This window comes from Maritalea sp. S77 (genome assembly GCF_049801075.1).
Lineage (GTDB): Bacteria > Pseudomonadota > Alphaproteobacteria > Rhizobiales > Devosiaceae > Maritalea.
The window spans coordinates 1530692-1556109 of sequence record NZ_JBNAGG010000001.1 but is presented as its reverse complement, the minus strand read 5'-3'; the positions used below and the strand labels follow the sequence as shown (position 1 = coordinate 1556109).

Sequence of the window (25418 nt, the reverse complement as noted above, 5' to 3'; positions counted from 1 at the left end):
TTTTACCCCTCAAACTCGACGCGTTGTTCATCTGGGCCAAACAGGTGGCAGCTCTTCAAGTCAAAGCTCACATCAACCTTTTCGCCAGACTGCACGTCCAAATCGCCAGCGTGGTGGATGATCATGCTCTCATCAATGGGTGAGCGCAAATAGACGTATGTCTGTGCGCCCAAGCGCTCAACGGCCGTTGCGGTACCAGCCATCGTGCCATGGCCACCGGTGCCGGGCTGTAAATCTTCGGGCCGTACACCCAAATCAACTTCATCGCCTTCGGCCAATTTGCTGTTCTTGGCGGTGAAGGTGAATTGCGCGCCATTTTCCAACATCACTTCATAAGCAGCGTCTTTGGCGCTGATCACACGTCCGTGGAAGAAGTTCATGGATGGCGAGCCGATAAAGCCTGCAACAAACTTGTTGGCTGGTTTATTGAACAATTCAAGCGGCGGGCCGACTTGTTCGATATTGCCCGCACGCATCACCACAATCTTGTCGGCCATCGTCATGGCTTCAACCTGATCGTGGGTCACATAGATCATTGTAGATTGCAATTGTTGGTGCAAATTGGTCAGCTCTAGGCGCATTTGCACCCGCAGTTTCGCATCTAGGTTCGACAAAGGTTCATCAAACAAAAATACACTGGGATCACGCACGATGGCACGGCCAATCGCCACCCGCTGTCGCTGGCCACCGGAAAGCGCCTTGGGCTTCCGGTCTAGCAATTCAGTCAGCTGCAAAATCTCGGCTGCAGCATGAACCTTTTCTTCAATTTCTTGCTTGCTCTTTTTCGCAACTTTGAGCGCATAGGACATGTTTTGAAACACATTCATGTGCGGATAGAGCGCGTAGGATTGGAACACCATCGCCAAGCCGCGCCGCGCGGGGGGCAAATGGTCGATGCGTTCGCCATCAATGTAAATTTCACCGGAGCTGAGCTCCTCCAGCCCGGAAAGGAGGCGCAGCAAAGTTGATTTGCCGCAGCCAGAGGGACCAACAAATACGACAAATTCATTGTCCTGAACCGACAGGTTCGCGCCATGAATAACTTGTACACCGCCAAAGTCTTTGGTCACGTCGCGCAATTCAATTGTTGCCATGTGTCTGTTGCCCTAAATCTTGTATGGAATGAGGTGTGGCCGCTCTAAATGCTTAGGCCAAATACCGAAGGGGACAAATCCCCTTCGGTGCTTATGTGTCGCCTTATTCGGCGGTTTTGATGCCTTCGCTGACGTCAGCAGCAACTTCTTCAGCAGACTTTTTGCCTGTGAACAATTCTTGCAAGCCATTTTGCAGCAGCGTTGAACCCGTTGGTGTGTTGAAGCGGAATGCAACCAACATGATGTAAGGCGTTGCCTCTTCATGCATGGCAGATACTTTTGCCAAATATGGGTCAGAGATTTCCGCGCCATCAACTGCTGGCACGTTAGCCAATTTATCAGTCAACATTTGTGCGAAAGGCTGTGTTGCGGTGAACTGGATAAATTTCAGCGCAGCTTCTTTGTTTTCAGAAGCAGCATTCACGCCATAACCACCGTCGAGCCATGTGGCCACCATGCGTGGGCCGCCTGCTTCAGCAGCAGGGCCAGGCATAATGTCAAAGTTCACGCCAGCATTTACAAATGTTGGGATGTCGAATGAGCCGCCCACAAACATGGCTGCTTGGCCAACACTGAACAATTGCTTCATGGTTGCATAGTCAACGCCTTCATAACCTTGCGGCATGAATTCTTTAAGCGCCGAGAACTTCTCCAAGGCGTTTACAAAACGCTCATCTTCAAAGTCGGTCGCACCCGATGTGACTTCGCCAAAGAAGTCTTTGCCATAAAAGTTCGGCAAAAACGCACCGGACATGATTTCCATGGTCCATGCGTCTGCAAGACCATTGGCCAATGGGGTTACGCCAGCATCTTTAAATTTTTGTGATGCAGCCAAAAATTCGTCCCAAGTTTCAGGCAAGGCAACATCATGCTCTTCAAACAGATCTTTGTTGTAGAAAACAACGATAGTTTGCGAGGCGAAAGGCACTGCATAAACATGGCCATCTGCACGCAATGTGGTGCCCAAAAGCTCATCCGCGCTTAGGGCAGACAAGTCGATTTGGCCGTCCAATGGCTCCAAATAACCAGGTGCGGCAATCGCTTCCAGCGACCCATAAGAGCGGGTGTGCATAATGTCTGGGCCCGCACCGCCGGCTAGGGCAGTTGTCAAGATGGTGTTGTAGCTTGTGGCTTCATGCGCAGTGAACGTGACTTTAATGTCAGGGTTCTGCTCTTCGAAAGCTGCAATGATTTCATTGTAAGCTTTTACGTCTTCTTGTCTCCAAGACCAGAAGTCGAGTTCTGTTTGGGCCAGTGCTGTACCGGCATATGCGAATGTCGCCGCGCCGAGAACCGCCATGCTGGCGATTTTACGAATTGAGTTCATCTTCGGTTCCCTCCCTCAAAATGATGTTTGGCGTTTTGGGATGCCAATTGCTGGGGTGAAGAGAAAGGTCAACAGCTCGACCCGAGATCCAAAAAATCAGAATATTTTATTCCAAAATATCGGTTCAAGCGCCTTTAGAGCTGCCTATTCCTCCTGATAGGAATATTAAATTCTAAAATCACAATGTCAATAATAAAAAATCACGAACGGCGGATTTGTGGAATAATCTATTTGATCCGATTGACCAGATTTTGGCTGTCTTGGATCTTGCTGGGCATATCTTCGGCGCGCTGTGCTTGCAAAATAAACAGCAGGTCGGTGATTGCCAGCTGTGCGGTGCGTGTGGCGATGGATGAGGAGCGAACCAGATTTTCGCTCGCTATGCAGCGCAGCCGAAGCTCTTGCGCTTCTGGTTCAATGTTGGCGCTGGGGCCCACCAGATAGATTGTTGGAATTTTATTGGCACGTGCATGATCCGCAGCCACCAATATCTCCTTGGTTTTCCCAGAATAGGAAATAAGGAACAGCAGGTCGTGAGTTGTAAAGCGGGCAAGGTTGGCCAGATGCACATGCGCGTCTGTGCCTTGCACAACTGCTTTGCCCAGCTTGGTGAGTTTGGAAGCAAAATCTTCCGCTACTAGCGCGGAGCCACCCACACCCATTATAATGATGCGGTTGGCTTTCATCAGCCGATCAACTGCTTTGCCCAATTGTGCGCTGCTATTGCCCTTCAATGTTTCAGAAAGGGCTGCCACTTTGCTGTTATACATTTTTTGCGCAACTTCGCTCAGCGGATCATCGCTAAAAATGTCGCCGTGAATTTGCTCCGCATCTTGTGCGCGGGCCACCTCAGCGCTGAGGGCGATTTTGAGTGAGGGAAAGCCGGAAAGTCCAATTTTCTTGCAAAATTTGATGATGCTGGATTGGCTCACACCGCATTGTTGTGCCAAATCCTGCGAGGTCATTGTCGTCACTTTAGAGGGGTCGTTCAATATCCAATGCGCGATGCGTTGTTCATTTTGCGACAAATCCTCAACAATGGCATTGAGGTGAGAAATCAAATTTTGCGCGTTCGGCATTGAACAATTGCTTTCATTTCTTGATGTTTGATCCCAAGCGTGTAAAAAGCACGACTAAGAATAATAAATTCTTGACGTAAATATCATAGGAATACATAATTCCAATATGACTGCTGACCATAACAAAAACGCCACAGATAATCTATTGCTTCTGTCTTCAACGCTGCAAGGCCTGACGTCAGAGGGCATTAACGCCCGTTCCGAGCGGCTGGATGAGATGTCCGCGCTGGAAATTGCGCAATTGATGAATAGTGAAGATCAAACAGTGGCCCATGCGGTCGAAAAAGTGTTGCCTGCAGTGGCAAAAGCCATTGACGCTGCACATGACGGCTTGGCAAAGGGCGGACGAATTATCTATGTCGGCGCGGGCACAAGCGGCCGGCTAGGCGTGTTGGATGCATCAGAGATTCCACCAACATTCTCAGCATCAACGAGCCTGTTTCATGCGATCATCGCTGGTGGACAGGCTGCCATTTTTGAGGCGCAAGAAGGCATTGAAGATGACCGCGCGCAAGGCGTTGTGGATTTGGATGCTGCCAATGTAACCGAGATTGATGTGGTGATTGGTTTGGCTGTTTCGGGCCGCACACCCTATGTATTGGCCGCATTGGAAGAAGCGCAGAAACGCAATGCGATTACGATTGGCATTTCGTGCAATCCGGGCAGCGAGTTGGAGCAACAAGCAGATATCGCCATCACCCCGGAAGTGGGACCAGAGGTTCTGTCTGGATCAACACGTTTGAAATCGGGCACTGCGCAAAAGATGGTGCTCAATATGATTTCAACAGGCGCGATGGTGCGTTTGGGCAAATGCTATCAAAACCGCATGGTAGATTTGAACATCACCAACGAAAAACTGCGCGCGCGCGCGTTGAACTTGGTGCGTGAACTCACTGAGGCAGACAAGGAAGCTGCATTGCATGCCTTGGTAGAAGCCAATTGGAACGTTAAGGTGGCAATTGTGATTTGCAAAACCGGCTTAGACGCCGCCGCCGCATTCGACCTTATCCAATCGGCTGGTGGACATTTGCGTCAGGCCCTTAACGAGGCAAAATAGAACCACATGAATAAGGCTCAATCCTGTGTGCTATTGATTGATGGCGGTGGCAGCGGTGCACGGGCGCGCTTGTGCACGCTTGATGGTACAATTTTGGCGACAGGCAAAGGTGGTCCCGCCAATCTCAGCTCAGATTATGCCGGCGCATCGCAAAACCTACATGCTCTGGCAGAGCTTGTTTATGCACAAGCTGGACGCGATCAAAGTCTGATGGCCGCAGATTTTGCCTTTGTTGCATTGGCAGGGGCAGGCGCCAGCGCCCAACGGCAAGAGCTGATTGATTCGTTCAGTTTTCAAAATATGACATTGGCCACCGATATTGATGTCACGCTGGCTGCGGCTTTGGGCACCGAGCAGGATGGCGTCGTGGCCATGCTCGGCACAGGCTCCTTCTATGTGTGGCGCTCTCAGGGCGAGGTGCGCCGTGTTGGTGGTTGGGGTATGCATTTGGGTGACGAATGTGGCGGCGCTTGGCTGGGCCGCGAACTGCTGCGCGAAGCCGTTAAAGCATATGACAAAGTTGGCATCCAAAGCCCACTTACTGCGCAACTAATTGAAGAATTTGGTGGATCGCCTAAAGCCATGGTGCCTTTTGCGCGCGATGCACAAGCCGCCGACTACGCAAAACTCGCTCCACGCCTCGTTGCCGCATATGAACAGGGCGATTCCGTCGCCACGGCCATCATCAACCGCGCTCTTGAGATGTTGTGTGCAACATTGGGGCCCGCAGACCAATTGCCCGGTCAGCGCCTGTGCTTTTTGGGCGGCTTGGGCCCCTTCTATCAAAACCATATGCCTGCGGACTATCAAGCCATTTGCCGGTCTGCAGCGGGCGAGGCGTTGGATGGCGCCTTCTGGCTCGCCCAAAGAGAATTCGGCTTTTAGCACGATGTAATTCGATCTGGTCCCAGACTCTAAGGGGCAGCAACCCCTTTAGATTCTATACGGAATGCCCCTCCAGCAATGTGTGCGGGGCATTCCTCGTATCGCGCTTTAAATCTTCCCCCAAAACACATCACACAAGGCTTGTCAGTTTTCGATTATTTAAATACAATTGCATATATTGCAATACAATATTTGCAATTAAGTGCTGATACAAAGCACGACAATAATCGGAGGGACATATGAATTTTTCTAAACTGTTTAAAACAGTATCGCTGGGCGCTTTGCTCGCCACCAGCCTTACGCTTTCGGGGCAGGCAGCCGCCACGCATCCCGAAACAGGCGAACAACTTGCTGAGGAACAAGTGTTCACCTATCGCCTTTTGGATGGCATCCCATCCCTTGATCCGCAAATGATGGAAGATGTGATGGGCTTTGCCTTTTCACGCGACCTATTTGAGGGCCTATTGAACCAAGATGCCGACGGCAATTTGGTGCCGGGCGTTGCCAAAAGCTGGGATGTAAACGACACCAACGATGTTTACACATTCCATTTGCGCGACGATGCAAAATGGTCAAATGGCGACACCGTCACAGCCCATGATTTTGTATATGCATGGCAGCGCTCAATCGATCCTGAGTTGGCCTCGCCCTATGCGTGGTATGTGGAATTGATGGCGATTGAAAATGCCAGTGAAATTCTTGCTGGCGAAAAGGACAAATCTGAATTGGGCGTACGCGCAATCGACGATTATACCTTTGAAGTGCGGCTCACTACGCCATTGCCTTACTTCGCGTCGATGACTGTTCTATCCACCGTATTCCCAGTGCACAAAGAAACCGTCGAGAAATATGGCACAGACTGGACCCAAGCCGGAAACATGGTTTCAAACGGTGCATATCAGCTCACGGAATGGGTACTAAACGAGCGTACGGTGCGCGAACGTAATCCCTATTATTGGAACAATGATAAAACCATCATCGACAAAGTTGTCACCCATGTGATCAGCGAAGAAAATGTCGCATTCACCCGCTACAATGCTGGTGAGCTGGACATGACTGCGGTGCCATCTGGTCAGTTCACGCGCCTCAAAAAAGAGCGTCCTGATGAGACATTGTCGTTGCCATATCTTGGCTCCTATTATTACAGCTTCAACCTTGCCGATAACGGCCCAGAGGCGTTTAAAGATGTGAATGTTCGCAAAGCCTTGTCATATGCGGTGGACCGCAAAGTCATCGTTGACAATATTTTGCAAGGCGGCCAGCGCGAAGCGTACAATGTTGTGCCGTTGGCCACAGCAGGCTTCACCGATCCGGATACGGATTATGGCAATTGGACCCAAGAAGAACGTGATGAAAAAGCACGCGAATTGTTGGCAGAGGCTGGCTACAGCGCCGACAATCCACTTGAGTTCAAATTGCTCTACAACACATCAGAAACCCACAAGAAAATCGCCACCGCGATTGTTCAAATGTGGAAGCAGAAGTTGAATGTGAACGCCGAGCTGAACAATATGGAATGGCGGACCATGCTGGAAACTGCGCGTAATGATGAGTTCGACATGGTGCGTTACGCATGGATTGGCGACTACAATGAAGCGTCAACCTTCCTTGATCTTTACACCTCAGACAGCCCGCAAAATTGGGCGAACTACGACAATCCTGAGGTCGACCAAATGATGGCCAGCGCAAAAGTGTCGTCTAACCCTGGTCCGATCTATACGGATATTGAAAAGATTTTGGCGCGGGATATGCCGGTTATTCCGATCTATCACTACACCTCGGTGATCATGTTGAATACGCAGGTCAAAGGCTGGCCAATGAACAATATTCAGCAAAACTGGTATAGCCGCAACCTCTATAAGGTTGCCGAATAAGCCACATTACTCTCCCAAACTAACCCCCAAGGGGCCGGTCTTCGGACTGGCCCCTTTTTATGGCTTAGCTAAAATGTGGGTTGTTGGCGACAGCCTCTGAGATCTGACGCGCTGTCTGCAACAGCAAATCAGCGTAGTTTTTCTCAACCTTAGCCATGGTCCAATCATTGCCATAAACGCAGATATTCATGGAAGCGATCACCCGGCCAAACCGATCATAAATCGGCGCGCCAATGGTGCGTTCGCCCACGATGCATTCTTGGTCTGCGCTGGCGAAACCGCGTTTACGCGCCACATCGAGCGCCGCGTTCAATTCATCCACTTCGGTTAGGGTGTGTGGGGTGAAAGGCTGCAAGGGGGATTGCGCCAAAATTGCATCGCACTCTTCTTGCGGCAAGGCCGACAAATAAGCGCGGCCACTGGCGGTGCAAAACATCGGCACACGCCCGCCAACGGGTGGGTTGCCGTAGGGGCTGTCCTCATAGGTTTGACGCATCACATAAACAACGTCGGTTCCACGCGGTTGTGCAAGGTTCACAGCCTTATTGGATTTTTCCCTTGCCCGCAGCAAAAACGGGGCTGCCGCTGAAATAATTGGCTCTGAAATGGAATAGCTGAAGCCAAGCTCGAGCAAACGCAAGGCAGGCTTTAGCTGCCTGCTGCGCGGATCGCGTTTCAAATAACCAAGTTCAACCAGCGTATGGCAAAACCGTTGGGCCGCACTTTTGCCCAAGCCTGTGGTGATGGCCACTTCGGAAAGGCTGAGTGAGCTGTGGCCGCGAAAGGCTTCTAGCACCATAAAGGCCTTTTCCACGGAGCCAACGAAAAGTGCGTCACGTGGTTTGCTTTCACTTGCAGGTTGTTGCGACCCTCTCAGTCTGTGCGAGAGTCCGTCAGAATTGGTCATTTATACGTCCTAAGATTAGCCCTGTTTGATCTTATCACAATTAAATTTTGCGCCGCAAATATCATGACGCAAATCGGGCGGAGGGTTGGAAGGCATCAGGGATTTGTGGCGCATCCGTATCTTCTATCGCCGCGCCGATCACTGCTTGCGCCATCAAATGGGCAATGCCGAAGCTGATTTTAAATCCGCCAGTGGCGACATAAAGCCATTCATTGTTTGGCAGTGCACCAACCAGTGGGTCACGCCCTTGTGCTTGTGGGCGCACCCCCGCCCAGCGCTCGATCACTGGCGCATCTTTGATCAGCGGACTAAGCAGGCGCGCTTTTTCAATCACTTCATCCAACAAATGGTCGGTTTCCCGGCCCTCTTTGAATTCTTTTTCGCTGGTGGAGCCAATGGCGGTGGTGCCATCATCATGCACGATCAGATAAATGCCATCGGAATAAATGATCGGCAGATTTGGGTCCAGGTTGGTGCCCAACATTGCGGCTTGGCCTTTAACTCCACGTCCGGCAATTTGGGGCGCATAGGGGCGCAACATGTCAAAGCTGGCCAATCCCGCGCTAACCAGAATTTTGTCAGAATATAAAACGCTGCCATCGCCCAGCGTTACCTGCTTTTCGCCCAAAAAGGCGGCGCGGGTGCCAAAGCGTAAATCAATGCTGCCATGCAATGCGCCAGCCAACGCCATGATCAATTTGCGAGGCGAAAGGCGTGCGCTCAAATTTTCCACCGCAACGCCGAATGGCATTGCGTCGGCAGCAGGCCAATTTTCCGCTGGGCCCGCTTCCATTTGCTGCATGGCAAATGTGCCAGCATCTGCCTGCCAAAACTCTTTGGCTCCTTCAGCGCGTCGGGCAACCTCATCTACATGATGGTCTTTTAGGATGGGCGCCAAACGTCCAACACGTTGATAGCCAACTTGCTGCCCCGTGCGGCTTTCTAGCTCGTCTACAAGGCTTGGCAGTTGGGTCAGCGCTTCAAATTGAAATTGTTTTTTGGCATTCCAGCGGTCGGGGCTATGCGGCATTAACGCGCCCAACAATCCGCCGCTTGCACCGGCCGCAATGCCGTGCTCTTCCACCAGCACGGTTTTCAGGCCACGCTGGGCGGCGAAATAGGCGCTCCATAGCCCCACAATGCCGCCGCCAATGATGATCAGGTCAAATTTGTTATCCGTGTCCATAGGTCATGGCATTCACCAGAATTTAGCCCCTTTGACAAGGCTTGATTGAAATAATGCAACGCACTTATGCCGACTAAAGGCAAATAAAGCGCCTAAACGAAAAAATGAGCATCCGATTTTTCATTGGATGCCCATGTGCGAGGGCTGTAAACGGATGATCAAAGATCAACCTCCAAAACCCCATTCGGCGCTGCAGCGCGCGATTGGCACAAAATAACGCTATCCTGCTTTTGCTTTTTCGACAGCACAAAATCCCGATGCTCAACCTCGCCAGAAACAATGCCGCACTTGCAAACGCCGCAAATCCCGTCCGAGCATTTCACATCGATCTGAATGCCATTTTCCTGCAAAATATCTGTGGCGGACTTGTCAGCTGGCACAGCAAATTCCTTGCCCGATTTGGCCAGTTTCAACGTGAACGGATGATTTTCATATTCAGGTAATTCCGGCACATTGAAATATTCCAGATGCTGTTCTTCTTCAGCAAAGCCTTGCTGTTCCGCGCTTTCCATCACGCCCGCCATAAACCGATCTGGCCCACAACAATAGACATGTTGTCCCGGTTCGTAATGGCGCAAGATTTCGTCGAGATCAGCGCGTGTGCCTTCATCGCTAAAGTGATAATGCACCCGGTTTGCCCATTCAAACTGCGCCAAATCATCGAGGTAACCCGCTGTTTTTCGCGAAGAGCAACAATAATGAAGTTCGAAATCGGCGCCCAATGCATGGAGGCGGTGAGCCATGGCGATCATGGGCGTCACGCCGATGCCACCGCCCATTAAAAAGCTTTTGCTGGCGTCTTCCGCCAATGGGAAGTGGTTGATCGGTTTTGAGATGAAAATCTTGCGTCCTTCTGTGAAGATGCGGTGCAGCAATTGCGAACCGCCGCGCCCTTCATCTTCGCGCAGCACGCCAATTTGATATTTTGAATTGTCCGCCGGATTGCCAGACATAGAATATTGCCGCAAAAATTCTGGTGCGACCACAATGTCGAGATGTGCGCCAGCCGTCCAATCAGGCAGGGGCGTGCCATCTAGGCTGGCAAATTCATATTTGGTCACCATGTCCGTCATGGGTTCTGCTTTGGCGATCTGCACGCGGATGACGGGCGCATCGCCTTCAATGCGATATTCATGCGCCAGCCCGTCCGTTTCACCCCGCGCCAGCTTCGCCTTATATTGGTCTGCGGTGATCATGGCTTGATAGGCTTCAATGCCTTTTTCGCGATCCATGGGGAAAGGGAACGGCCAAGGGTGCGGCGCCAAATTTGCCGGATAAACCGCCAAGGTTTGGTCCTCAAATTTCAAATCCAAATCTTTTTGCAGGTCGCGTTCATTCACCTTATGTGGTGTAGGGCGATAGCCGCCATCTTCATGCAACTCAATGTCCCACCACCATTTTTTGATCAAATTGCGCTCGCCATTGCCCAGCGCATCATCCAATTTGGCCAAAGCGGGCGCAGCCTTAGGAATGTTCATCGCGGCCCAGCGGAACGGCGCTTCCGCAAAAATACCTTCCAAGTTCCACGGGCATGTTTTCATGCAGCGGCCACACATAGCCCCACCTTCATTGGTAATGCGATAAGTGGTGCATTTTTGGCTATCCGATTTCCAAATTTCATAGCCGTTGAACATCAATTTCGGACCAGCGGTAATCGCGCCGGATGGGCATTCACGCGCACATTTGTTGCAGCTTTCACAAAATTGCTGCAGGCCGAAGGAAATGGGCTTGTCGTGGGTCATGGGCAGGGTGGTGGTCACCACACCAGATTTTAAACGTGGTCCCAAAAATGGATTGAGGATCACTTCACCAATGCGGCTCACCTCACCAAGGCCCGAAAGCAACAAAAGGGGTGGTTGCAGCACTTCGCCATCCATCACTGTGTGTGCCCGCGCGCCATAGCCGAGCGAGCGGATTTGTTTGGCGACAATGCTGCCCAAAATCGAAAAGCGGAGATAGGCACGCATTGATTGCGAAACCGCAATCCAATCGTCCCCAGATGCACCTTCCATGGTGTCATAGCCTTGGTCGATCACCATAGAAATGGCTTGATCGTGCGGCGGATCAATCGGATCGCCTACCGCGTCGTGGGAATACCAAGTCCAGTCCGGGCAGCGTGAAATCCCAACTGCATCTACCCCCAAAAAGTGCGACATGGCTTTGATGTTTTCTGCATTCTTTTGCGCATTGAGCGTGGTGGTGCTTGGTGCCGGGGCCGGTTCGCCATCCTGCAACAGTACAAACGCCCCCAGCGCACGCCGCTGCGCCATCGACGGGGCTGATTTGCGCACATATTTGCCACCGCGCGAGGCTTCCTGATTGCGTTTTCCCATATCGCCGAACAATGAGCGCGCAAACAAATCGGTGCGTTTGGGCACACGTGGGACGCGATCCTCATCGATAAATGTTGTGGGTTCCTCAACCCGCTTCAATGTTTCAAACGGGTGCGCCCCGTCCACAAATCGCCGGCCAGCATATGGATCAGCATTTTTGGCACTTTTTCCGGTGCCATAACCCAATTTCCACGCCCAGCCTTTAAGTTGCGATTTTGGTTGTTCGTCCAGTGGGGCCAGCGGTTTGTCGTGGGCAAATTCAAAATCCGTGGTCACCGCCGCGATGGAGAAATGGGGCCCTAAGAATGGATTGGTTAGGCAGCAATTTTCCGCTGTCGCCAAACCAGCTTCCACCGCCAAACGGTTTAAATCAACATCGCTTGTTGAATGTGAGTGCGCGCGGGCATCATAGCCCAGCAGTCGAATATATTGCGCCAGCACAACCGCCGCTTCATTCGCCCGCAGGGCAGAGCGGTGGGCCTGTGCGCCGTTCAACCAAGACGCGCCTGGCTCGTCAGGCCAGATTTTGCGTGGATGTTCCACCACAAACACCAATGCATGTTGATGGTGGGTCATTTCACGCGGCGGCGCATTCATCGCGTCGCGCAAGTCCGCCATAATCATGTCGACGCCAGAAGCGAGTGATTTTGTCTGATCTGTGCGCAATTTTTGCGCCAGTCGATCAATATCAGGATTGCGGACGGGGGCATCAAGCATCATGTCCGGCGCAAACGCGCAGGTGCCTGCCATGGCCACATCCGAGAAATAGCCAAACGCCTTTAGGTGGTTTTGTCGCTCAACCAGATCGCTCGGCACTTCTGCCTTCGCTTTATTGACCAAGCCATCGCGAATTGCGTCCAACATGGCCTGACCCTCAGCCATAGCATTGATGATGTTTTCAGGCGCGGCCTCAAACCGAAATTGCATTTGCTCAAAACGCGGAAGGCGATCCAAATTGGTCACACGATCCGCACGCTTAAGGCGTTCTAGCGGATAAGAGCCGAGGTGAATTGGACGCTTTTTGCTGGAAAAATACTTCACTCAATTTTCCTTTATGCCGCGCAGGGATGCGGCTGGTGGGTCAGAATGTCGGCAATAAGTTCGGCGGCTTTGATGCAGGCTTCGGCTGAAACATCAAGATGGGTCACAAGGCGCAATTTCCTTGGCCCCAAAGCGTTCATAAGCACGCCTTTTTCTTTGGCCGCGCGCACCAGCTCTGGTGCAGAAATAGTCCCCGACTTGAGGTTAAACACAATGATGTTGGTCTGCACTTTTTGCACATCGATCTCGATGTGCTCACATGTGGCCAATACTTGCGCGAGGGTGCGCGAATGGGTGTGGTCGTCGCTCAACCGCGTCAGATTGTGGGCGAGCGCATATTGCCCAGCGGCAGCGTAATATCCGGTCTGGCGCATAGCGCCACCAAAAATACGTCTTTGCCGCACCGCCTGGTCAATGAAGCGCGCTGAACCTGCTAGGATCGATCCGCCGGGCGCACCGAGTCCCTTGGATAAAGACACCATCACCGCATCAAATGGCGCGGCAAGCTCTTTGATATCAATGCCTGTGGCCACCGCCGCATTCCACAAGCGTGCACCATCCATATAACTGAATATATGGGCGGATTTCGCCATCTCGCAAATCTGCATTGCCGTGTCAGGTGAAAAGACAGTCCCGCTGGCCCGATTGTGCGTTTGCTCAATTTGCACCATCGTCGTTGGCGGATAGATGTGATGGTTCTGCGGTTTGATCGCCGCCTCAAATTGCGCCAAATCGAAATGGCCATCACAGCCAATTTCGGTCATGTGAACGCCTGCATTCGCTGCGCTGCCACCAAGTTCGTGCCAAACCGAATGTGCTTCGCGGGAGACGATAACATCGTCGCCGGGCCGGGTGGCGACACGCAGGGCAACTTGGTTGGCCATGGTGCCCGAAGGCAGCCACAGGGCGCGTGCTTTGCCCAATAGATCAGCGACGAAGTCCAGCAACTCGTTGGTCGCAATGTCCTCGCCATATTGATCATCGCCCACGCGCGCATCCGCCATGGCGGCCAGCATGCCTGCACACGGTTTGGTCACCGTGTCGGAGCGTAAATCAATAATGGCATCGTCATCCTGCACGTTCGATCATCCCCCCTCAAACATGGCGCTAAAGTCGCATCAACTTCACGTCTTCACCCTCGGTCATCTGGTCGATCGCGTTCATAACGATCGTGTAGGTGTCGTCATCCAACTTGCCTGCAAAATGCTCGTTCAGTTCGCGCACCAAAACGTGGCAGGCCTTCATTTTCTCTTGGCCCAGTTCCGTCAGCGCAATGTCGCGATAGCGTTTGTCATCATCAATGCCATTGCGCTCAATCAGGTTGCGCTTTTCCATGTCGCGCAAAAGGCGCGAAACAGCAGGGCGCGCTATGCAAATATATTCCGCCAAGCCGGAAGGCGAGCGCACATCCTCCATGCCAACACCGCGCAACACGCACCACATCAGCCGGGTCACCCCGTGCTCAGAGAGCTGCTTTTCCAGCTTTGCTTCCATAATTCGCGCCAAACGGGTCACTTTAAACCCGACGCGATTATGCAGTGTAAATTCTTCAGCCAATGATTGCCTCCAAAACAAACCAGTTGACTCATCATACCTCATAATCTTTTATGTAGTTAACATGGATAACTACCTATGTTAAGTACTATTGAGAATTCAATTGAGGGGGAGAGAAATGAGAGTTGAATTCAAGAAATTTAGGCAGATCGCTGCAATGGGCATTGCCACATTCGGCGTTATGGCATGCGCGGTTTCGGCTCAATCGGAGGAATTGAAGCTGGCGCACTTTATGCCATCTATGCACCCGATGGACCAAGGGGTGATGACACCACTGGCCGAACAACTTAGCGCGGCGACCGATGGCGAACTGACCATTCGTATCTATCCGTCAGGCGAGTTGGGCAAAGGCCCGGTGCAGCAATATAAACGCGTGGTAACCGGCGTGGCCGATATTGTTTTTGGCATTCCTGAATATACGCCAAACCAATTCAGTAAAACCGCCATGGTGCATATTCCCGGCCTGTTTGCGAGCGGCACTGACGCGACGCACGCGCTTTGGGACAATCTAGAGTTGATCGAAGATGAATATGCCCAAACAAAACTGTTAGGATTGTGGGCAAACAACCCGTCTGTTTTGCTCACGCGGGACAAGCCTGTGCGCTCTGTTGCGGATATGCAGGGCATGAAAATCCGCACCCCAAATCCGGTGATGGCCGAGCTGGTGAAAGCGTGGGGCGGCATTCCCGTTTCCATGCCAACAACTGACACCTACAACGCCATGAACACAGGCGTGATTGACGCCGTGATGATCGGGCCATCAGGCATCCGGTCTTACAAGCTCAATGAAACAGCTAAATATGTCACCACCAACATCCCATCTGCCTTGGATAGTTTCTATCTTTTGATGAACAAATCCAGCTGGGAAAAACTGAGTGACGAACACAAAGCCAAGCTAACTGAGCTGACCGGACGTTATTTGAGCCTGCGCGGCGCGCAAGCTTTCTATGATGCGGGGCAATCAGGCTTGGAACTGGCGCAAGAAAGCGGCGTCGAAGCCATCCAAATTGATGCAGCGGCGGATGCCGAGTTTCGTGAAAAGATGAAGACAACTTTGGATGAATTCATCGACAAAGTTGGCCAACAAAAAGGCGTGGATGCACACGCACTTGTTGATGCTTTGGCTGGCAATTAAGCCATGAGCGAACCACATATGGGGGCGTCAGCGCAGCACAATACTGCCTGGCGTCGCTGGGTTGAAGCGCCGCTGGTGATCTGCGGCGCCACCCTTATCTTCATCTTGATGGGCCTGTCTTTTTCTGACGCTTTGTTGCGGTCGCTGTTCAACAAACCCATCTTTGGCGCAAATGATTATGCGCAGATATTGCTGTCATTCGCCGTCGCAATCAGCTTCCCTTTATGTGTCATGTCGGGGCGCCTGATCGCTATTGATACGATCACAGATATGATGCCGGAGCGGGTGCAAAAAACCTTGGATTGGCTCGTCACCATTATGGGGGTGGTTATCTTGAGCTATCTGGCGTGGCGCGCCTTTTCCAACGCGCTGGAAGCCGCCATGTTCGGCGAAAGCACCCTATTGCTGCAACTGCCGTTCGGCCCATCCTATTATGCGGTCGCAGCAGGTAGTGGCCTCAGCGCGGTGTTGTTGCTGGTGGAAAGGTTTATGCGATGAGCCCCGAGCTTTATGGCGTGTTGGGCTTCGCCGCCCTGTTTGTCTTTCTGGCCATGGGCGCCCCTGTGGCCATCGCGCTCTTGGTGGTTGGTTTTGTCGGCACAATCTTTTTGTCTGGCTTTCAAGCAGCCGCATTCACGCTCAGCGGGCAAGTGTTCGCCACCGTCACCGTTTATGAACTGACCATCATTCCCCTCTTTATCCTGATGGGAAATTTGGCATCGGCAGCAGGCCTAAGTCGAGACTTGTTTGAAGCAGCGCATAAGATGATTGGTCGTTTGCGGGGCGGGTTGGCAGCAGCCACCATTGTGGGGTGCGCTGGCTTTGCCGCACTATCGGGCTCATCCATCGCTTCGGCCATCACCATGGGCAAAGTGGCCTATCCCGAAATGCGGCGGTTTAACTACGGGCCAAAACTAGCGACAGGCGCCATCGCAGCAGGCGGCACTTTGGGCATTTTGATCCCACCGTCCACAGGCTTTGTGATTTATGCGGTGTTGACCGAAGAATCCATCGGCCGCCTGTTTATGGCTGGCGTGCTGCCCGGCATTTTGCTCACCACCATGTTTTTGCTGGCGATTGCGGTGATCACCTTTATTTGGCCGGAAGAGGGGCCGCGCGGACCGCAATTCACCACCAAAGAAAAACTTGCAAGCTTGTTTCGGGCCACTGGCATTGGCGGCATCGTGTTGATCACCATTGGCGGCATTTACACGGGGTTGTTCACTCCGGTCGAAGCGGCGGGCGTCGGCGCATTCTTTGCGTTGGTGATGTTGATCGTTCGGCGCAAATGTACGTGGGCCACGCTTTACGATGTCAGCGCCGAAACGCTTAAAACAACTGGCATGGCGTTTTTCATTCTGGTGGGCGCCAACGTGTTCGCGCCGTTCGTCGCGCTCTCCCATCTGCCCGCCACCATCGCGGCGGCTATGGCTGGGTTGGCATTGGGCACCTATGGCACCTTGGCGCTCATTCTGTTGGGCTATGTGATTTTGGGCATGTTCATTGAAGGGCTTTCCCTCTTGGTGATCACTTTGCCCATCGTGTTCCCGCTGGTGGTCGGGCTGGGTTTCGATCCCATTTGGCTCGGGGTTGTGATGGTGATCGTTTTGGAAATGGGGCTGATCTCACCTCCAGTTGGCGTCAATGTGTTCATTGTGAAAAGCGTGGTGCAAGATGTGAAAATCGAAACCATCTTTGCAGGCATTATGCCCTTCTGGCTCGCCATGATCGCTACTTTGGCGTTGATTGTCATCTTCCCAGAAATAGCGCTAATGCTGCCCAATGCGATGTTTGATTAGCCCTTTTCTTATCGTGCGATAAATCCTAAAACACCCGGTGTTACAGCCGGGTGTTTTGCGGAGAAAAGAATGGCAAAGCCAACATCACCAGATTTGGAATGGCACGAAAATGACATGCCGTTTTCTCCCGAATTTGGCGATCATTTCTATTCCCACGCCGATGGGCGGTTAGAATGTGATTATGTTTTTATCCAATCCAATAATATTCTAGATCGTTGGACGCAGAAGGATCAATTCGCAATCGGCGAACTTGGCTTCGGCACGGGACTAAACTTTCTCGAAACGTGGCGGCAGTGGCGCGAAGTGCGCGGCGAGGGCCAAATACTTCAATTCATCTCATTTGAACTCTACCCCATGACTGCAGACCAAATTGAGCGCGCGCTCCAACCATGGCCCATGTTGGCTGATCTGCGCGACATTATGTTGAGCCATTGGGATCAAATTGCAGTTGGCCATGCGGTGGAAATTGAACCGGGCATTGTGCTTCAGCTCCAAATCGGTGACGTCACTCAAACCTTGCCCAATTGGCAGGGTACAGCAGACGCATGGTATTTGGACGGTTTCGCCCCGGCCAAAAATCCAGCCATGTGGGGTGAAGAGTTGATGCAGGCGCTCGCAGCGCACACGCATCCTAATGGAACGTTTGCCACTTACACGGCCGCAGGATGGGTCCGCCGCAATTTGCAGGCGGCGGGTTTCGAAGTGATCCGCAAAAAGGGTCATGCGGGCAAACGGCAGATGATGTGCGGCACTTTGGGCGGCGCTCAATTGAATGATTGACGCTTCCGGCTGCACATGCAATTCATAAGGTTCACGCGACGGTCTTATGGGTGCAAAAGCACCTCATAAGTGAAAAGGGAACATGGTGAGTTCGACCCAATTCGGGGAACGAATCCAAGGCTGCCCCCGCAACTGTAAGCGATAAGATCGCAACCAATTTGCCACTGAAATTTCGGGAAGGCTGGTTGAGATCGTTCGAATCGCGAGCCAGGAGACCTGCCATCGCCAACATAACTCGAATGCCGTCGGGTGGACGGTGAGGCAAATGCCTCAAGGAGCAAAAATGAAAAAGATTCCAGCAACGGTGATCACCGGTTTTCTTGGCGCGGGCAAAACGACCCTTGTGCGCCATGTGTTGAACAATGCCAAAGGCAAGCGCATTGCGTTGATCATCAATGAATTTGGCGATGTCGGCGTTGACCGTGATGTGCTGCAAGGCTGTGGCGATGAAGCGTGTAGCGAAACCGATATGGTCGAGCTGGCAAATGGCTGCATTTGCTGCACCGTGGCCGAAGATTTTATCCCAACGATCACCGCGCTACTGCAAAGCGACAATCGCCCGGATCACATCGTGATTGAAACCTCCGGCTTGGCGCTGCCACAACCGCTTGTGCGCGCCTTCAATTGGCCAGAGATCAAAGCCGATGTCACCGTCGATGGCGTGGTCACTGTAGCAGATGCGTCGGCTCTCGCAGCGGGCCGTTTTGCGTCGAACGAAGCAGCGGTAGATGCCCAGCGCAAGCAAGACGAAATGCTCGACCATGAGACCCCGTTGGGCGAACTGTTCGAAGATCAATTGATCTGTGCCGATTTGGTGTTGCTCAACAAATCCGACCTTGTGTCAGCAGAAGATTTGGAAAAAGTCGAAGCCGCCATCCGCAAAGAATTGCGTGAGGGCGTGAAGCTGGTGCGCACCCAAAAGGGTGAGATTGATATGGCCGCCTTGCTCGGCATTGAAGCCGAGAGCGAATTGGATATGGATGGGCGTAAGTCTCACCATGAACACCATCATGAGGGTGAAGATCACCATCACGAACATGATGATTTTGACAGCTTCTCCATCCGCCTGCCTGCTGCCGCAGACAAGGTGCAGTTGGGCAATGCGATCAGCAATGTGATCAAGGATTTCGACATTCTGCGCCTCAAAGGCTTCGCTGCGATCAAGGACGCACCGGCACGGCTTTCCGTTCAGGCAGTCGGTCCGCGCGTCGACACCTATTTTGATCGGCCTTGGACCAGCGACGAGAAAAAACAAACCTCGCTGGTGGTGATCGGCCAGTCTCCTCTGGACCGTGCAGCAATTTCAGAACGGCTCGAAAAAGCCTTTTCCTGATGCATTTATTATCAGCCCAAGCTGGGGCCATCCAGCAAGAGGGGGAGGCGATTGACTTAGGCCAATCGCCTGCGCCGCTGCTCATCCTGTCCGCCGCCGATAGCGAACTGGCGGCCTTTGCAGGCGCGGTAGATGCGCAAGGCGCTAACGATGTGCGCCTCGCCAACACCATGCGCTTGAGCCACAATTACTCCATCGACCTCTGGCTCGATGACACGGCGCAACACGCCAAATTGATCGTGGTGCGCGTGCTCGGTGGCCGCGCCTATTGGACCTATGGCGTAGATCAGCTCGCTGCCCTGTGTGCCGATCGCGGCATCGAACTGGCGCTTTTGCCCGGCGATGCCAATCCGGACCCGGATTTGAAAAGCCGCTCGACCATCGATGGCGAGATTTACGAACAACTGCATCAAGCCTTTATCGCGGGCGGCGCACAAAATCTAAGCGCTTTGCTCACTTATCTGCGCCACCGCGCCAAAGGCGAAACAGCAGTATTGCCCACACCGCAACCCGCCCCCAATGCCGCTATCTGGCACGAGCGGCATTTGGTCAGCAATCTCGATGAAATCACCGTCGACCCCGCTGCAAAATATGCCCCCATTATCGCCTATCGCGCCCTGATGGATGGTGGCAATCTGCGCCCCATTGAGCGCATGGCGAGAGCATTGCATAAGGAAGGGCTCACCCCGCTGATCTTGCTGGTGACCAGCTTGAAACAGGCGGAACCCGTGCAGTTTGCCCAAAAGCTGTTCCAACGGTTCGACCCGCAAGTGATCCTAAACGCCACTGGCTTCGCCTTGGGCATCAATGATCTCAGCGAAGAAGACAATCCCTTCGCCCGAACCGATGCGCCGATTCTGCAATTGGTGCAGGCGGGACGCGCTGAAGAGGTGTGGCAGGAAGATATTCAAGGGCTGAATGCCAAAGACTTGGCGATGCAAATTGTGTTGCCGGAGCTAGATGGTCGCGCGGGCAATATCCTGATCGCCCACAAGGCACAAAACATCTGGCACGATGCCAGCGAGTGCCCGCTCTCGGTCAACGAACCCCATATTTCCGGCATCGATGCCGCCGCCAAGCTGGCGAAAAATTGGGGCACCTTGCGACAAAAGCAAGTCGCCGAGCGCAAGGTCGGCATTGTCTTGGCCAACTATCCGATCCGTGATGGCCGCTTGGCCAATGGCGTCGGCTATGACGCCCCGGCCTCAACGTTCAATATTTTGCAGTTTTTGCAAGAGGCGGGATATGCCCTCGATCATTTACCCGAAAGCGGCAATGCACTGATCGAAATGCTGCAAAATGGCCCCACAAATGCCGCCCCAAAACGCGGCACCAGCCAGGCGACTATAACTCTAGAAAATTATAGAAAACTCTATGAAATTCTGCCTGAAACTCTAAAAAATTCTATTGAGGAAAGATGGGGAACTCCAGAAACTGACCCCTTCTTCCGCGACGATCATTTTGAGCTGCCCGCCATCCAATTTGGCCACGCCGCCATCCTGATCCAACCCGCCCGTGGCTATGATCTGGATGAAGAGGCGATCTATCACGATCCCGATCTGGTGCCGCCTCATGGTTACCTCGCTGGCTACTTTTGGCTGAAGCACCAATTCGCAGCGGACGCGCTGATCCATAATGGCAAGCATGGCAATCTGGAATGGCTGCCGGGCAAAGCCGTCGCGCTTTCTGACGAATGTTACCCGCACATGCTGTGGGCGCAACTGCCCCACTTTTACCCCTTCATCGTCAACGATCCGGGCGAGGGGACCCAAGCCAAACGCCGCACCGGCGCGGTGATCATCGACCATTTGACACCGCCGCTCACTCGCGCCGAAACCTATGGCCCGCTCAAAGATCTGGAAGCGCTGGCGGACGAGTTTTACAACGCTTCCGGCATGGATCAACGCCGCATCAAAGACTTGAAGCAGCGTATTTTTGACCTGTGCGCAGACACCGGCCTGGCCGCCGATATGGGGCTGGGTGATGCGCAGGATGACGATGCGTTACAGACCATCGACACCTTTTTGTGCGAACTGAAAGAGGCGCAAATTCGTGATGGACTGCATATACTTGGCCAAGCGCCAGAGGGGCGATTGAAGCACGATCTGCTGGTGGCGCTCACCCGTGTACCGCGCGGCAGCGAGCGCGATCAGGACCACTCCATCATCCGCGCTCTGGCCGATGATTTAGGCCTTGGGTTCGATCCCTTATCGGCCGAGCTGGACAAAGAATGGACCGGCCCGCGTCCGGCAATTTTGCAATCCCAACTGGACGAGACTTGGCGACATACGGGCCATACGGTGGAACGGCTGGAGCAACTGGCGCATGCGCTGGTGGCAGGCGAGGCAGCGCCGGACGAAGACTGGACCGCCACCCGCACCATCCTCCACCATATCCAAACCGATATTGCGCCCAAACTTGACCAGTCCGGCGCATTGGAAAAAGCCAATCTGCTGCGCGGGTTAGACGGTAAATTTGTGCCCCCGGGCCCGTCCGGCGCACCGACGCGCGGGCGGTTGGATGTGCTGCCCACGGGTCGCAATTTCTATTCGCTCGACAACCGCGCGGTGCCCACGCAGACCGCATGGGAACTGGGCGTAAAGTCAGCCGAAAATCTAGTCACCCGCCATTTTCAGGATCATGGGCTTTATCTCAAATCCATCGTTCTGTCGGTGTGGGGCACCGCCAACATGCGCACGGGCGGCGATGATATTGCCCAAGCGCTGGCGCTGATCGGGGCCAAACCGAAATGGGATTTCGGCTCCACCCGCGTCAGCGGTTATGAGATTATCCCGCTGGCCAAAATGAACCGCCCCCGCGTGGATGTCACCCTGCGCATTTCGGGCTTTTTCCGCGATGCCTTCCCGGCGCAGATCGACCTGTTTGACCGCGCCATCCGCGCCATTGGGGCGCTGGATGAGCCGGAAGACATGAACCCGATTGCCGCCCGTATGCGCAGCGATGCGCTGGAGCTGATGCAAAAGGGGCGTGACGAAGACGCTGCCGCGATGGAAGCGGGGTACCGCATCTTTGGCTCTAAACCCGGCAGCTACGGCGCCGGACTGCAAGGCATTATGGATTCAGGCCGCTGGAACGAGCTGGGCGACATTGCCGAAACCTTCCTTAATTGGGGGCAATATGCCTATGGCACCAAAGCCAATGGCACCGTGGCCCGCAGCGCACTGATCAACCGACTGAAAAACATTGATGCCGTGGTGCACAACCAGGACAATCGCGAGCATGACCTCTTGGACAGTGATGATTATTACCAGTTTGAAGGCGGCCTAAGCGCCACCGCCAAACATTTGCAAGGCGAGGCCCCTGCCAATTATCACAATGATCATTCACGCCCGGAGCGCCCGGTGGCCAAAACGCTCGAGGAAGAAATCGCCAAGGTGATGCGTTCCCGCGTGGTGAACCCGAAATGGATCAATGGCGTGATGCGCCATGGCTACAAAGGCGCGTTCGAAATCATCGCCACCACCGATTATATGTACGCCTTTGCCGCCACCACAGGCGCGGTAAAGTCGCACCATTTTGATCTGGCTTTTGAAGCCTTTGTGCTCAATGATGAGGTACGCGATTTTATTCAGGCCAACAATAAATATGGCTATGATGAGTTGATTGATAAATTTAACGAGGCGGCGCGGCGCGGTTTCTGGTCGCCAAAACGCAATTCGGTTTACGCATTTCTCGATGGAGGGAACGGATGAGCAAAAAAACTGATAATATGACAGAAGAAGAATTGAACGCCCGCCACGCGGAAAAAATGAAAAAGAAAAAGGCGGCGCGCGACAAAATCATCGCCACCAAAACCATCGAAAAAGGCCTCACCATCGTCCACACCGGCAAGGGCAAAGGCAAATCCACCGCCGCCTTCGGCATGGTGTTTCGCGCCCTGGGCAACGGCATGAAAGTGGCCGTGGTGCAATTTGTAAAAGGCAAATGGGGCACCGGCGAACGCAATGTGCTCGATAAATTCCCCGATCAAGTGTCCCTCGCCACCATGGGCGAAGGCTTCACCTGGGAAACCCAAGATCGCCAACGCGACATCGACGCCGCCCGCGCCGCGTGGGAACAGGCCAAAACATTCATCATGGACAATGAGCATGACATGGTCCTCTGCGACGAGCTGAACATTGTGCTACGCTATGACTATCTGCCCATCGAAGAAGTGCTGGAAGTCCTTGAGCAAAAACCAGAAATGAAGCACGTGATCATCACCGGCCGAAACGCCAAAGATGAACTTATCGAAGCCGCCGATCTGGTTACCGATATGACGCAAGTGAAGCACCCGTTCCGCTCTGGCGTGAAGGCGCAAGTGGGGATTGAGTTTTAAGCCAACATTCGAGGCAACGGACATGCGCATTCTGACAGAAGAAGAACTGAACAAAGTGCCTATGTCTATCTTGGTGGAGGCCGTGCAAGCCCAAATCGAGGCAGATGCCAAAGGGCGCGCTGTAGCGCCGCCGCGTCATCATGTGGATTTTGGCGAAGGTGGGCTGACCTTTACCTGCGGTGGCAATGACGCATTGGCCGGGTTTCGCGTGTATGATACCTTTCCGAAGACCGATGGCGTAGATGAAGATCAGGTCGTGATCGCATTTGACCGCGCACGTGCAAAACTGAAGGGCCTGTTTATTGGCGAGCGGTTGGGTGCCCTGCGCACGGGATGTTTGGGCGGTGTCGCCGCTGCGCTGATGACGCCCGATGAGCCGATCAAGAAACTAGGTTTGATCGGCACAGGTGTGCAGGCCGAAACGCAGTTATTGGCCATCGCCGCTGTGCGCAAAATCGAGCAAGTTTTCACCTTTAGCCGCAACGCGGAAAAGCGTTCAGCTTTCGCGCAACGTATGGCGGCGCAACTTGGCATTCCGGTTCACGCAGCGGATAATGCACAAACAGCTGTGGAGGGGGCAGAGTTTGTCGTGTTGGCCACCAATTCTGCCAAGCCAGTGATCAAAACTGCGTGGCTGGCCACTGGGGCGCATATCAACACGCTGGGACCAAAATTCAAAGATCGCCACGAATTGCCGCTGGATATTTTGCAGCGCGTTCGCACTTGCGCATCCGATAGCCCACAGCAAATTGCGGCCCAAGGCGAAAATCATATGTTCCACGGGCAGGCGCTGAATATTCAACATCTGGGCGATTATCAAGACGCGTATGGCGCCGGGGATTTATCTCTATTTTTGTCGGCAGGCTTGGCAGGCACCGAAGTTGCGCTTCTGTCCGCCGCCATTGATGCTTTGGCATAAAACAAATGTGATGCAACGTCTGCAGCGCCCATGCGTTAGGGTGTTGAACAGACACACCGTTTAAGGAGATCACCATGGCCGAATTAGAATATGATGTGCAGTTTGAGCAATCTGGCAATCGTGGCCGCTTTTTTATCAATCTTGGCGGTGGGCATGAGGCAGAAATGACCTTTCATGATCGCGATGGCACCTTCGTTGTTGACCACACTGGCGTGCCCAAGCCCTTCGAAGGCAAGGGGATTGCCCTTGAATTGGTGAAGGCTGGCGTTCAATATGCCCGGGAACATGATAAGAAAATTCAGCCCGTGTGCCCCTATGTGGTGATGCAATTTAAGCGCCATAAAGACTGGGACGACATCGCGGCCTAGCGAAGGAATTCGGCATGAGTTCGGCGATGGATTTGGTGAATGCCGCCACAGCAGAAATCGAAACATTATCTGTTGACGCAGCCAAAGCAGCGGTGGATGTGGGTGACGCACTTTTCATCGATTTACGCGATATTCGCGAGCTTAATCGAGAAGGGCGCATTGCTGGCGCAGTACACGTACCGCGCGGCTTATTGGAGTTTTGGATAGACCCGACCTCGCCCTATCATAAGCCAGAACTTTCAACTGATAAAAAGCTGATCTTCTTCTGCGCCGCCGGCTGGCGCTCGGCCCTTGCCACCAAAACGGTCAAAGATATGGGACATACCAATGTTGCCCATATGGAGGGTGGCTTTGGTGCATGGCGGGACGCTGAAGGCGAGATTATCGCGCCGAAAGATAAGGTTTAGC

General features: G+C 53.2%; 21 protein-coding genes and 1 riboswitch. Of the genes, 13 read left to right on the top strand and 8 right to left on the bottom strand.

The features are described 5' to 3' along the window. Positions 1-2: 2 nt before the first annotated feature. From ACP15Y_RS07525 to ACP15Y_RS07515, 3 genes are all read right to left on the bottom strand, one after another. On the bottom strand, positions 3-1094 hold the full coding sequence (locus ACP15Y_RS07525) for an ABC transporter ATP-binding protein (RefSeq protein ID WP_424982403.1): 1092 nt from the start codon (positions 1092-1094) through the stop codon (positions 3-5). 103 nt (positions 1095-1197) lie between these two features. After that, a complete protein-coding gene (locus ACP15Y_RS07520; protein WP_424982402.1) occupies positions 1198-2421 on the bottom strand; it encodes an extracellular solute-binding protein in 1224 nt (407 codons plus the stop codon). 227 nt (positions 2422-2648) lie between these two features. Beyond that, positions 2649-3500 carry a MurR/RpiR family transcriptional regulator gene (locus ACP15Y_RS07515; RefSeq protein WP_424982401.1) on the bottom strand — a complete coding sequence of 284 codons (852 nt, stop codon included), beginning with the start codon at positions 3498-3500 and terminating at the stop codon, positions 2649-2651. A 106-nt stretch (positions 3501-3606) separates the two neighbouring features. Here ACP15Y_RS07515 and murQ point away from each other — a divergent pair, with 106 nt between their 5' ends. The 3 genes from murQ (at position 3607) to ACP15Y_RS07500 (ending at position 7316) form a co-directional block, all read left to right on the top strand. Beyond that, complete coding sequence (gene murQ / locus ACP15Y_RS07510) at positions 3607-4557, top strand: N-acetylmuramic acid 6-phosphate etherase (protein WP_424982400.1); 951 nt, start codon at positions 3607-3609, stop codon at positions 4555-4557. Positions 4558-4563: 6 nt separating this feature from the next. Further along, complete coding sequence (locus ACP15Y_RS07505; protein WP_424982399.1) at positions 4564-5442, top strand: BadF/BadG/BcrA/BcrD ATPase family protein; 879 nt, start codon at positions 4564-4566, stop codon at positions 5440-5442. A gap of 239 nt (positions 5443-5681) precedes the next feature. Next, positions 5682-7316 carry a peptide ABC transporter substrate-binding protein gene (locus ACP15Y_RS07500; RefSeq protein WP_424982398.1) on the top strand — a complete coding sequence of 545 codons (1635 nt, stop codon included), beginning with the start codon at positions 5682-5684 and terminating at the stop codon, positions 7314-7316. Positions 7317-7380: 64 nt separating this feature from the next. On the opposite strand, the gene ACP15Y_RS07495 is transcribed toward ACP15Y_RS07500, so the two are convergent. The 5 genes from ACP15Y_RS07495 to ACP15Y_RS07475 form a co-directional block, all read right to left on the bottom strand. After that, positions 7381-8223 (bottom strand): IclR family transcriptional regulator, encoded by an 843-nt coding sequence (locus ACP15Y_RS07495; RefSeq protein WP_424982397.1) that lies wholly within the window; start codon positions 8221-8223, stop codon positions 7381-7383. Positions 8224-8284: 61 nt separating this feature from the next. Further along, complete coding sequence (locus ACP15Y_RS07490) at positions 8285-9409, bottom strand: NAD(P)/FAD-dependent oxidoreductase (RefSeq protein ID WP_424982396.1); 1125 nt, start codon at positions 9407-9409, stop codon at positions 8285-8287. Between the two features lie 158 nt (positions 9410-9567). Then, positions 9568-12783: a 2Fe-2S iron-sulfur cluster-binding protein gene (locus ACP15Y_RS07485; RefSeq protein WP_424982395.1), complete on the bottom strand. Its 3216-nt coding sequence runs from the start codon at positions 12781-12783 to the stop codon at positions 9568-9570. 11 nt (positions 12784-12794) lie between these two features. Then, entirely contained in the window at positions 12795-13862 is a 1068-nt protein-coding gene (locus ACP15Y_RS07480; protein WP_424982394.1) for a threonine aldolase family protein, read from the bottom strand. Positions 13863-13890: 28 nt separating this feature from the next. Continuing rightward, positions 13891-14340, bottom strand: a complete 450-nt coding sequence (locus tag ACP15Y_RS07475; RefSeq protein WP_424982393.1) for a MarR family winged helix-turn-helix transcriptional regulator — start codon at positions 14338-14340, stop codon at positions 13891-13893. Positions 14341-14455: 115 nt separating this feature from the next. On the opposite strand from ACP15Y_RS07475, the gene ACP15Y_RS07470 reads away from it, so the two are divergent. The 10 genes from ACP15Y_RS07470 to ACP15Y_RS07425 all read left to right on the top strand — a co-directional run bounded on the left by ACP15Y_RS07470 (position 14456) and on the right by ACP15Y_RS07425 (position 25417). After that, positions 14456-15472, top strand: coding sequence for a TRAP transporter substrate-binding protein (locus ACP15Y_RS07470; protein WP_424982392.1), 1017 nt, complete (start codon positions 14456-14458; stop codon positions 15470-15472). 3 nt (positions 15473-15475) lie between these two features. Beyond that, on the top strand, positions 15476-15970 hold the full coding sequence (locus ACP15Y_RS07465) for a TRAP transporter small permease (protein ID WP_424982391.1): 495 nt from the start codon (positions 15476-15478) through the stop codon (positions 15968-15970). Continuing rightward, positions 15967-17271: a TRAP transporter large permease gene (locus ACP15Y_RS07460; RefSeq protein WP_424982390.1), complete on the top strand. Its 1305-nt coding sequence runs from the start codon at positions 15967-15969 to the stop codon at positions 17269-17271. Before ACP15Y_RS07465 ends, ACP15Y_RS07460 begins: the two co-directional genes overlap by 4 nt. A gap of 69 nt (positions 17272-17340) precedes the next feature. Further along, entirely contained in the window at positions 17341-18051 is a 711-nt protein-coding gene (gene mnmD / locus ACP15Y_RS07455) for a tRNA (5-methylaminomethyl-2-thiouridine)(34)-methyltransferase MnmD (protein ID WP_424982389.1), read from the top strand. Positions 18052-18073: 22 nt separating this feature from the next. Next, a riboswitch (cobalamin riboswitch) is annotated at positions 18074-18289 on the top strand. Positions 18290-18334: 45 nt separating this feature from the next. Then, the gene (cobW, locus tag ACP15Y_RS07450) at positions 18335-19384 is read left to right on the top strand and encodes a cobalamin biosynthesis protein CobW (RefSeq protein ID WP_424982387.1); all 1050 of its coding nucleotides are present in this window, start codon (positions 18335-18337) and stop codon (positions 19382-19384) included. Then, the gene (cobN, locus tag ACP15Y_RS07445) at positions 19384-23097 is read left to right on the top strand and encodes a cobaltochelatase subunit CobN (RefSeq protein ID WP_424982385.1); all 3714 of its coding nucleotides are present in this window, start codon (positions 19384-19386) and stop codon (positions 23095-23097) included. The genes cobW and cobN overlap by 1 nt, the downstream gene beginning before the upstream one ends. Beyond that, the gene (gene cobO / locus ACP15Y_RS07440; RefSeq protein ID WP_424982383.1) at positions 23094-23723 is read left to right on the top strand and encodes a cob(I)yrinic acid a,c-diamide adenosyltransferase; all 630 of its coding nucleotides are present in this window, start codon (positions 23094-23096) and stop codon (positions 23721-23723) included. Before cobN ends, cobO begins: the two co-directional genes overlap by 4 nt. Before the next feature lie 22 nt (positions 23724-23745). Further along, on the top strand, positions 23746-24642 hold the full coding sequence (locus ACP15Y_RS07435) for an ornithine cyclodeaminase family protein (RefSeq protein ID WP_424982382.1): 897 nt from the start codon (positions 23746-23748) through the stop codon (positions 24640-24642). A gap of 74 nt (positions 24643-24716) precedes the next feature. After that, positions 24717-25010 carry a GNAT family N-acetyltransferase gene (locus ACP15Y_RS07430; protein WP_424982380.1) on the top strand — a complete coding sequence of 98 codons (294 nt, stop codon included), beginning with the start codon at positions 24717-24719 and terminating at the stop codon, positions 25008-25010. Positions 25011-25024: 14 nt separating this feature from the next. Then, complete coding sequence (locus ACP15Y_RS07425; RefSeq protein ID WP_424982379.1) at positions 25025-25417, top strand: rhodanese-like domain-containing protein; 393 nt, start codon at positions 25025-25027, stop codon at positions 25415-25417. Position 25418 lies beyond the last annotated feature (1 nt).

Bases quoted from the DNA above. Each gene is read 5' to 3' on its own strand.
- ACP15Y_RS07525 (WP_424982403.1), bottom strand. From the start codon at position 1,094: ATGGCAACAATTGAATTGCGCGACGTGACCAAAGACTTTGGCGGTGTA.
- ACP15Y_RS07520 (WP_424982402.1), bottom strand. From the start codon at position 2,421: ATGAACTCAATTCGTAAAATCGCCAGCATGGCGGTTCTCGGCGCGGCG.
- ACP15Y_RS07515 (WP_424982401.1), bottom strand. From the start codon at position 3,500: ATGCCGAACGCGCAAAATTTGATTTCTCACCTCAATGCCATTGTTGAG.
- murQ (WP_424982400.1), top strand. From the start codon at position 3,607: ATGACTGCTGACCATAACAAAAACGCCACAGATAATCTATTGCTTCTG.
- ACP15Y_RS07505 (WP_424982399.1), top strand. From the start codon at position 4,564: ATGAATAAGGCTCAATCCTGTGTGCTATTGATTGATGGCGGTGGCAGC.
- ACP15Y_RS07500 (WP_424982398.1), top strand. From the start codon at position 5,682: ATGAATTTTTCTAAACTGTTTAAAACAGTATCGCTGGGCGCTTTGCTC.
- ACP15Y_RS07495 (WP_424982397.1), bottom strand. From the start codon at position 8,223: ATGACCAATTCTGACGGACTCTCGCACAGACTGAGAGGGTCGCAACAA.
- ACP15Y_RS07490 (WP_424982396.1), bottom strand. From the start codon at position 9,409: ATGGACACGGATAACAAATTTGACCTGATCATCATTGGCGGCGGCATT.
- ACP15Y_RS07470 (WP_424982392.1), top strand. From the start codon at position 14,456: ATGAGAGTTGAATTCAAGAAATTTAGGCAGATCGCTGCAATGGGCATT.
- ACP15Y_RS07465 (WP_424982391.1), top strand. From the start codon at position 15,476: ATGAGCGAACCACATATGGGGGCGTCAGCGCAGCACAATACTGCCTGG.
- ACP15Y_RS07460 (WP_424982390.1), top strand. From the start codon at position 15,967: ATGAGCCCCGAGCTTTATGGCGTGTTGGGCTTCGCCGCCCTGTTTGTC.
- mnmD (WP_424982389.1), top strand. From the start codon at position 17,341: ATGGCAAAGCCAACATCACCAGATTTGGAATGGCACGAAAATGACATG.
- cobW (WP_424982387.1), top strand. From the start codon at position 18,335: ATGAAAAAGATTCCAGCAACGGTGATCACCGGTTTTCTTGGCGCGGGC.
- cobN (WP_424982385.1), top strand. From the start codon at position 19,384: ATGCATTTATTATCAGCCCAAGCTGGGGCCATCCAGCAAGAGGGGGAG.
- cobO (WP_424982383.1), top strand. From the start codon at position 23,094: ATGAGCAAAAAAACTGATAATATGACAGAAGAAGAATTGAACGCCCGC.
- ACP15Y_RS07435 (WP_424982382.1), top strand. From the start codon at position 23,746: ATGCGCATTCTGACAGAAGAAGAACTGAACAAAGTGCCTATGTCTATC.
- ACP15Y_RS07430 (WP_424982380.1), top strand. From the start codon at position 24,717: ATGGCCGAATTAGAATATGATGTGCAGTTTGAGCAATCTGGCAATCGT.
- ACP15Y_RS07425 (WP_424982379.1), top strand. From the start codon at position 25,025: ATGAGTTCGGCGATGGATTTGGTGAATGCCGCCACAGCAGAAATCGAA.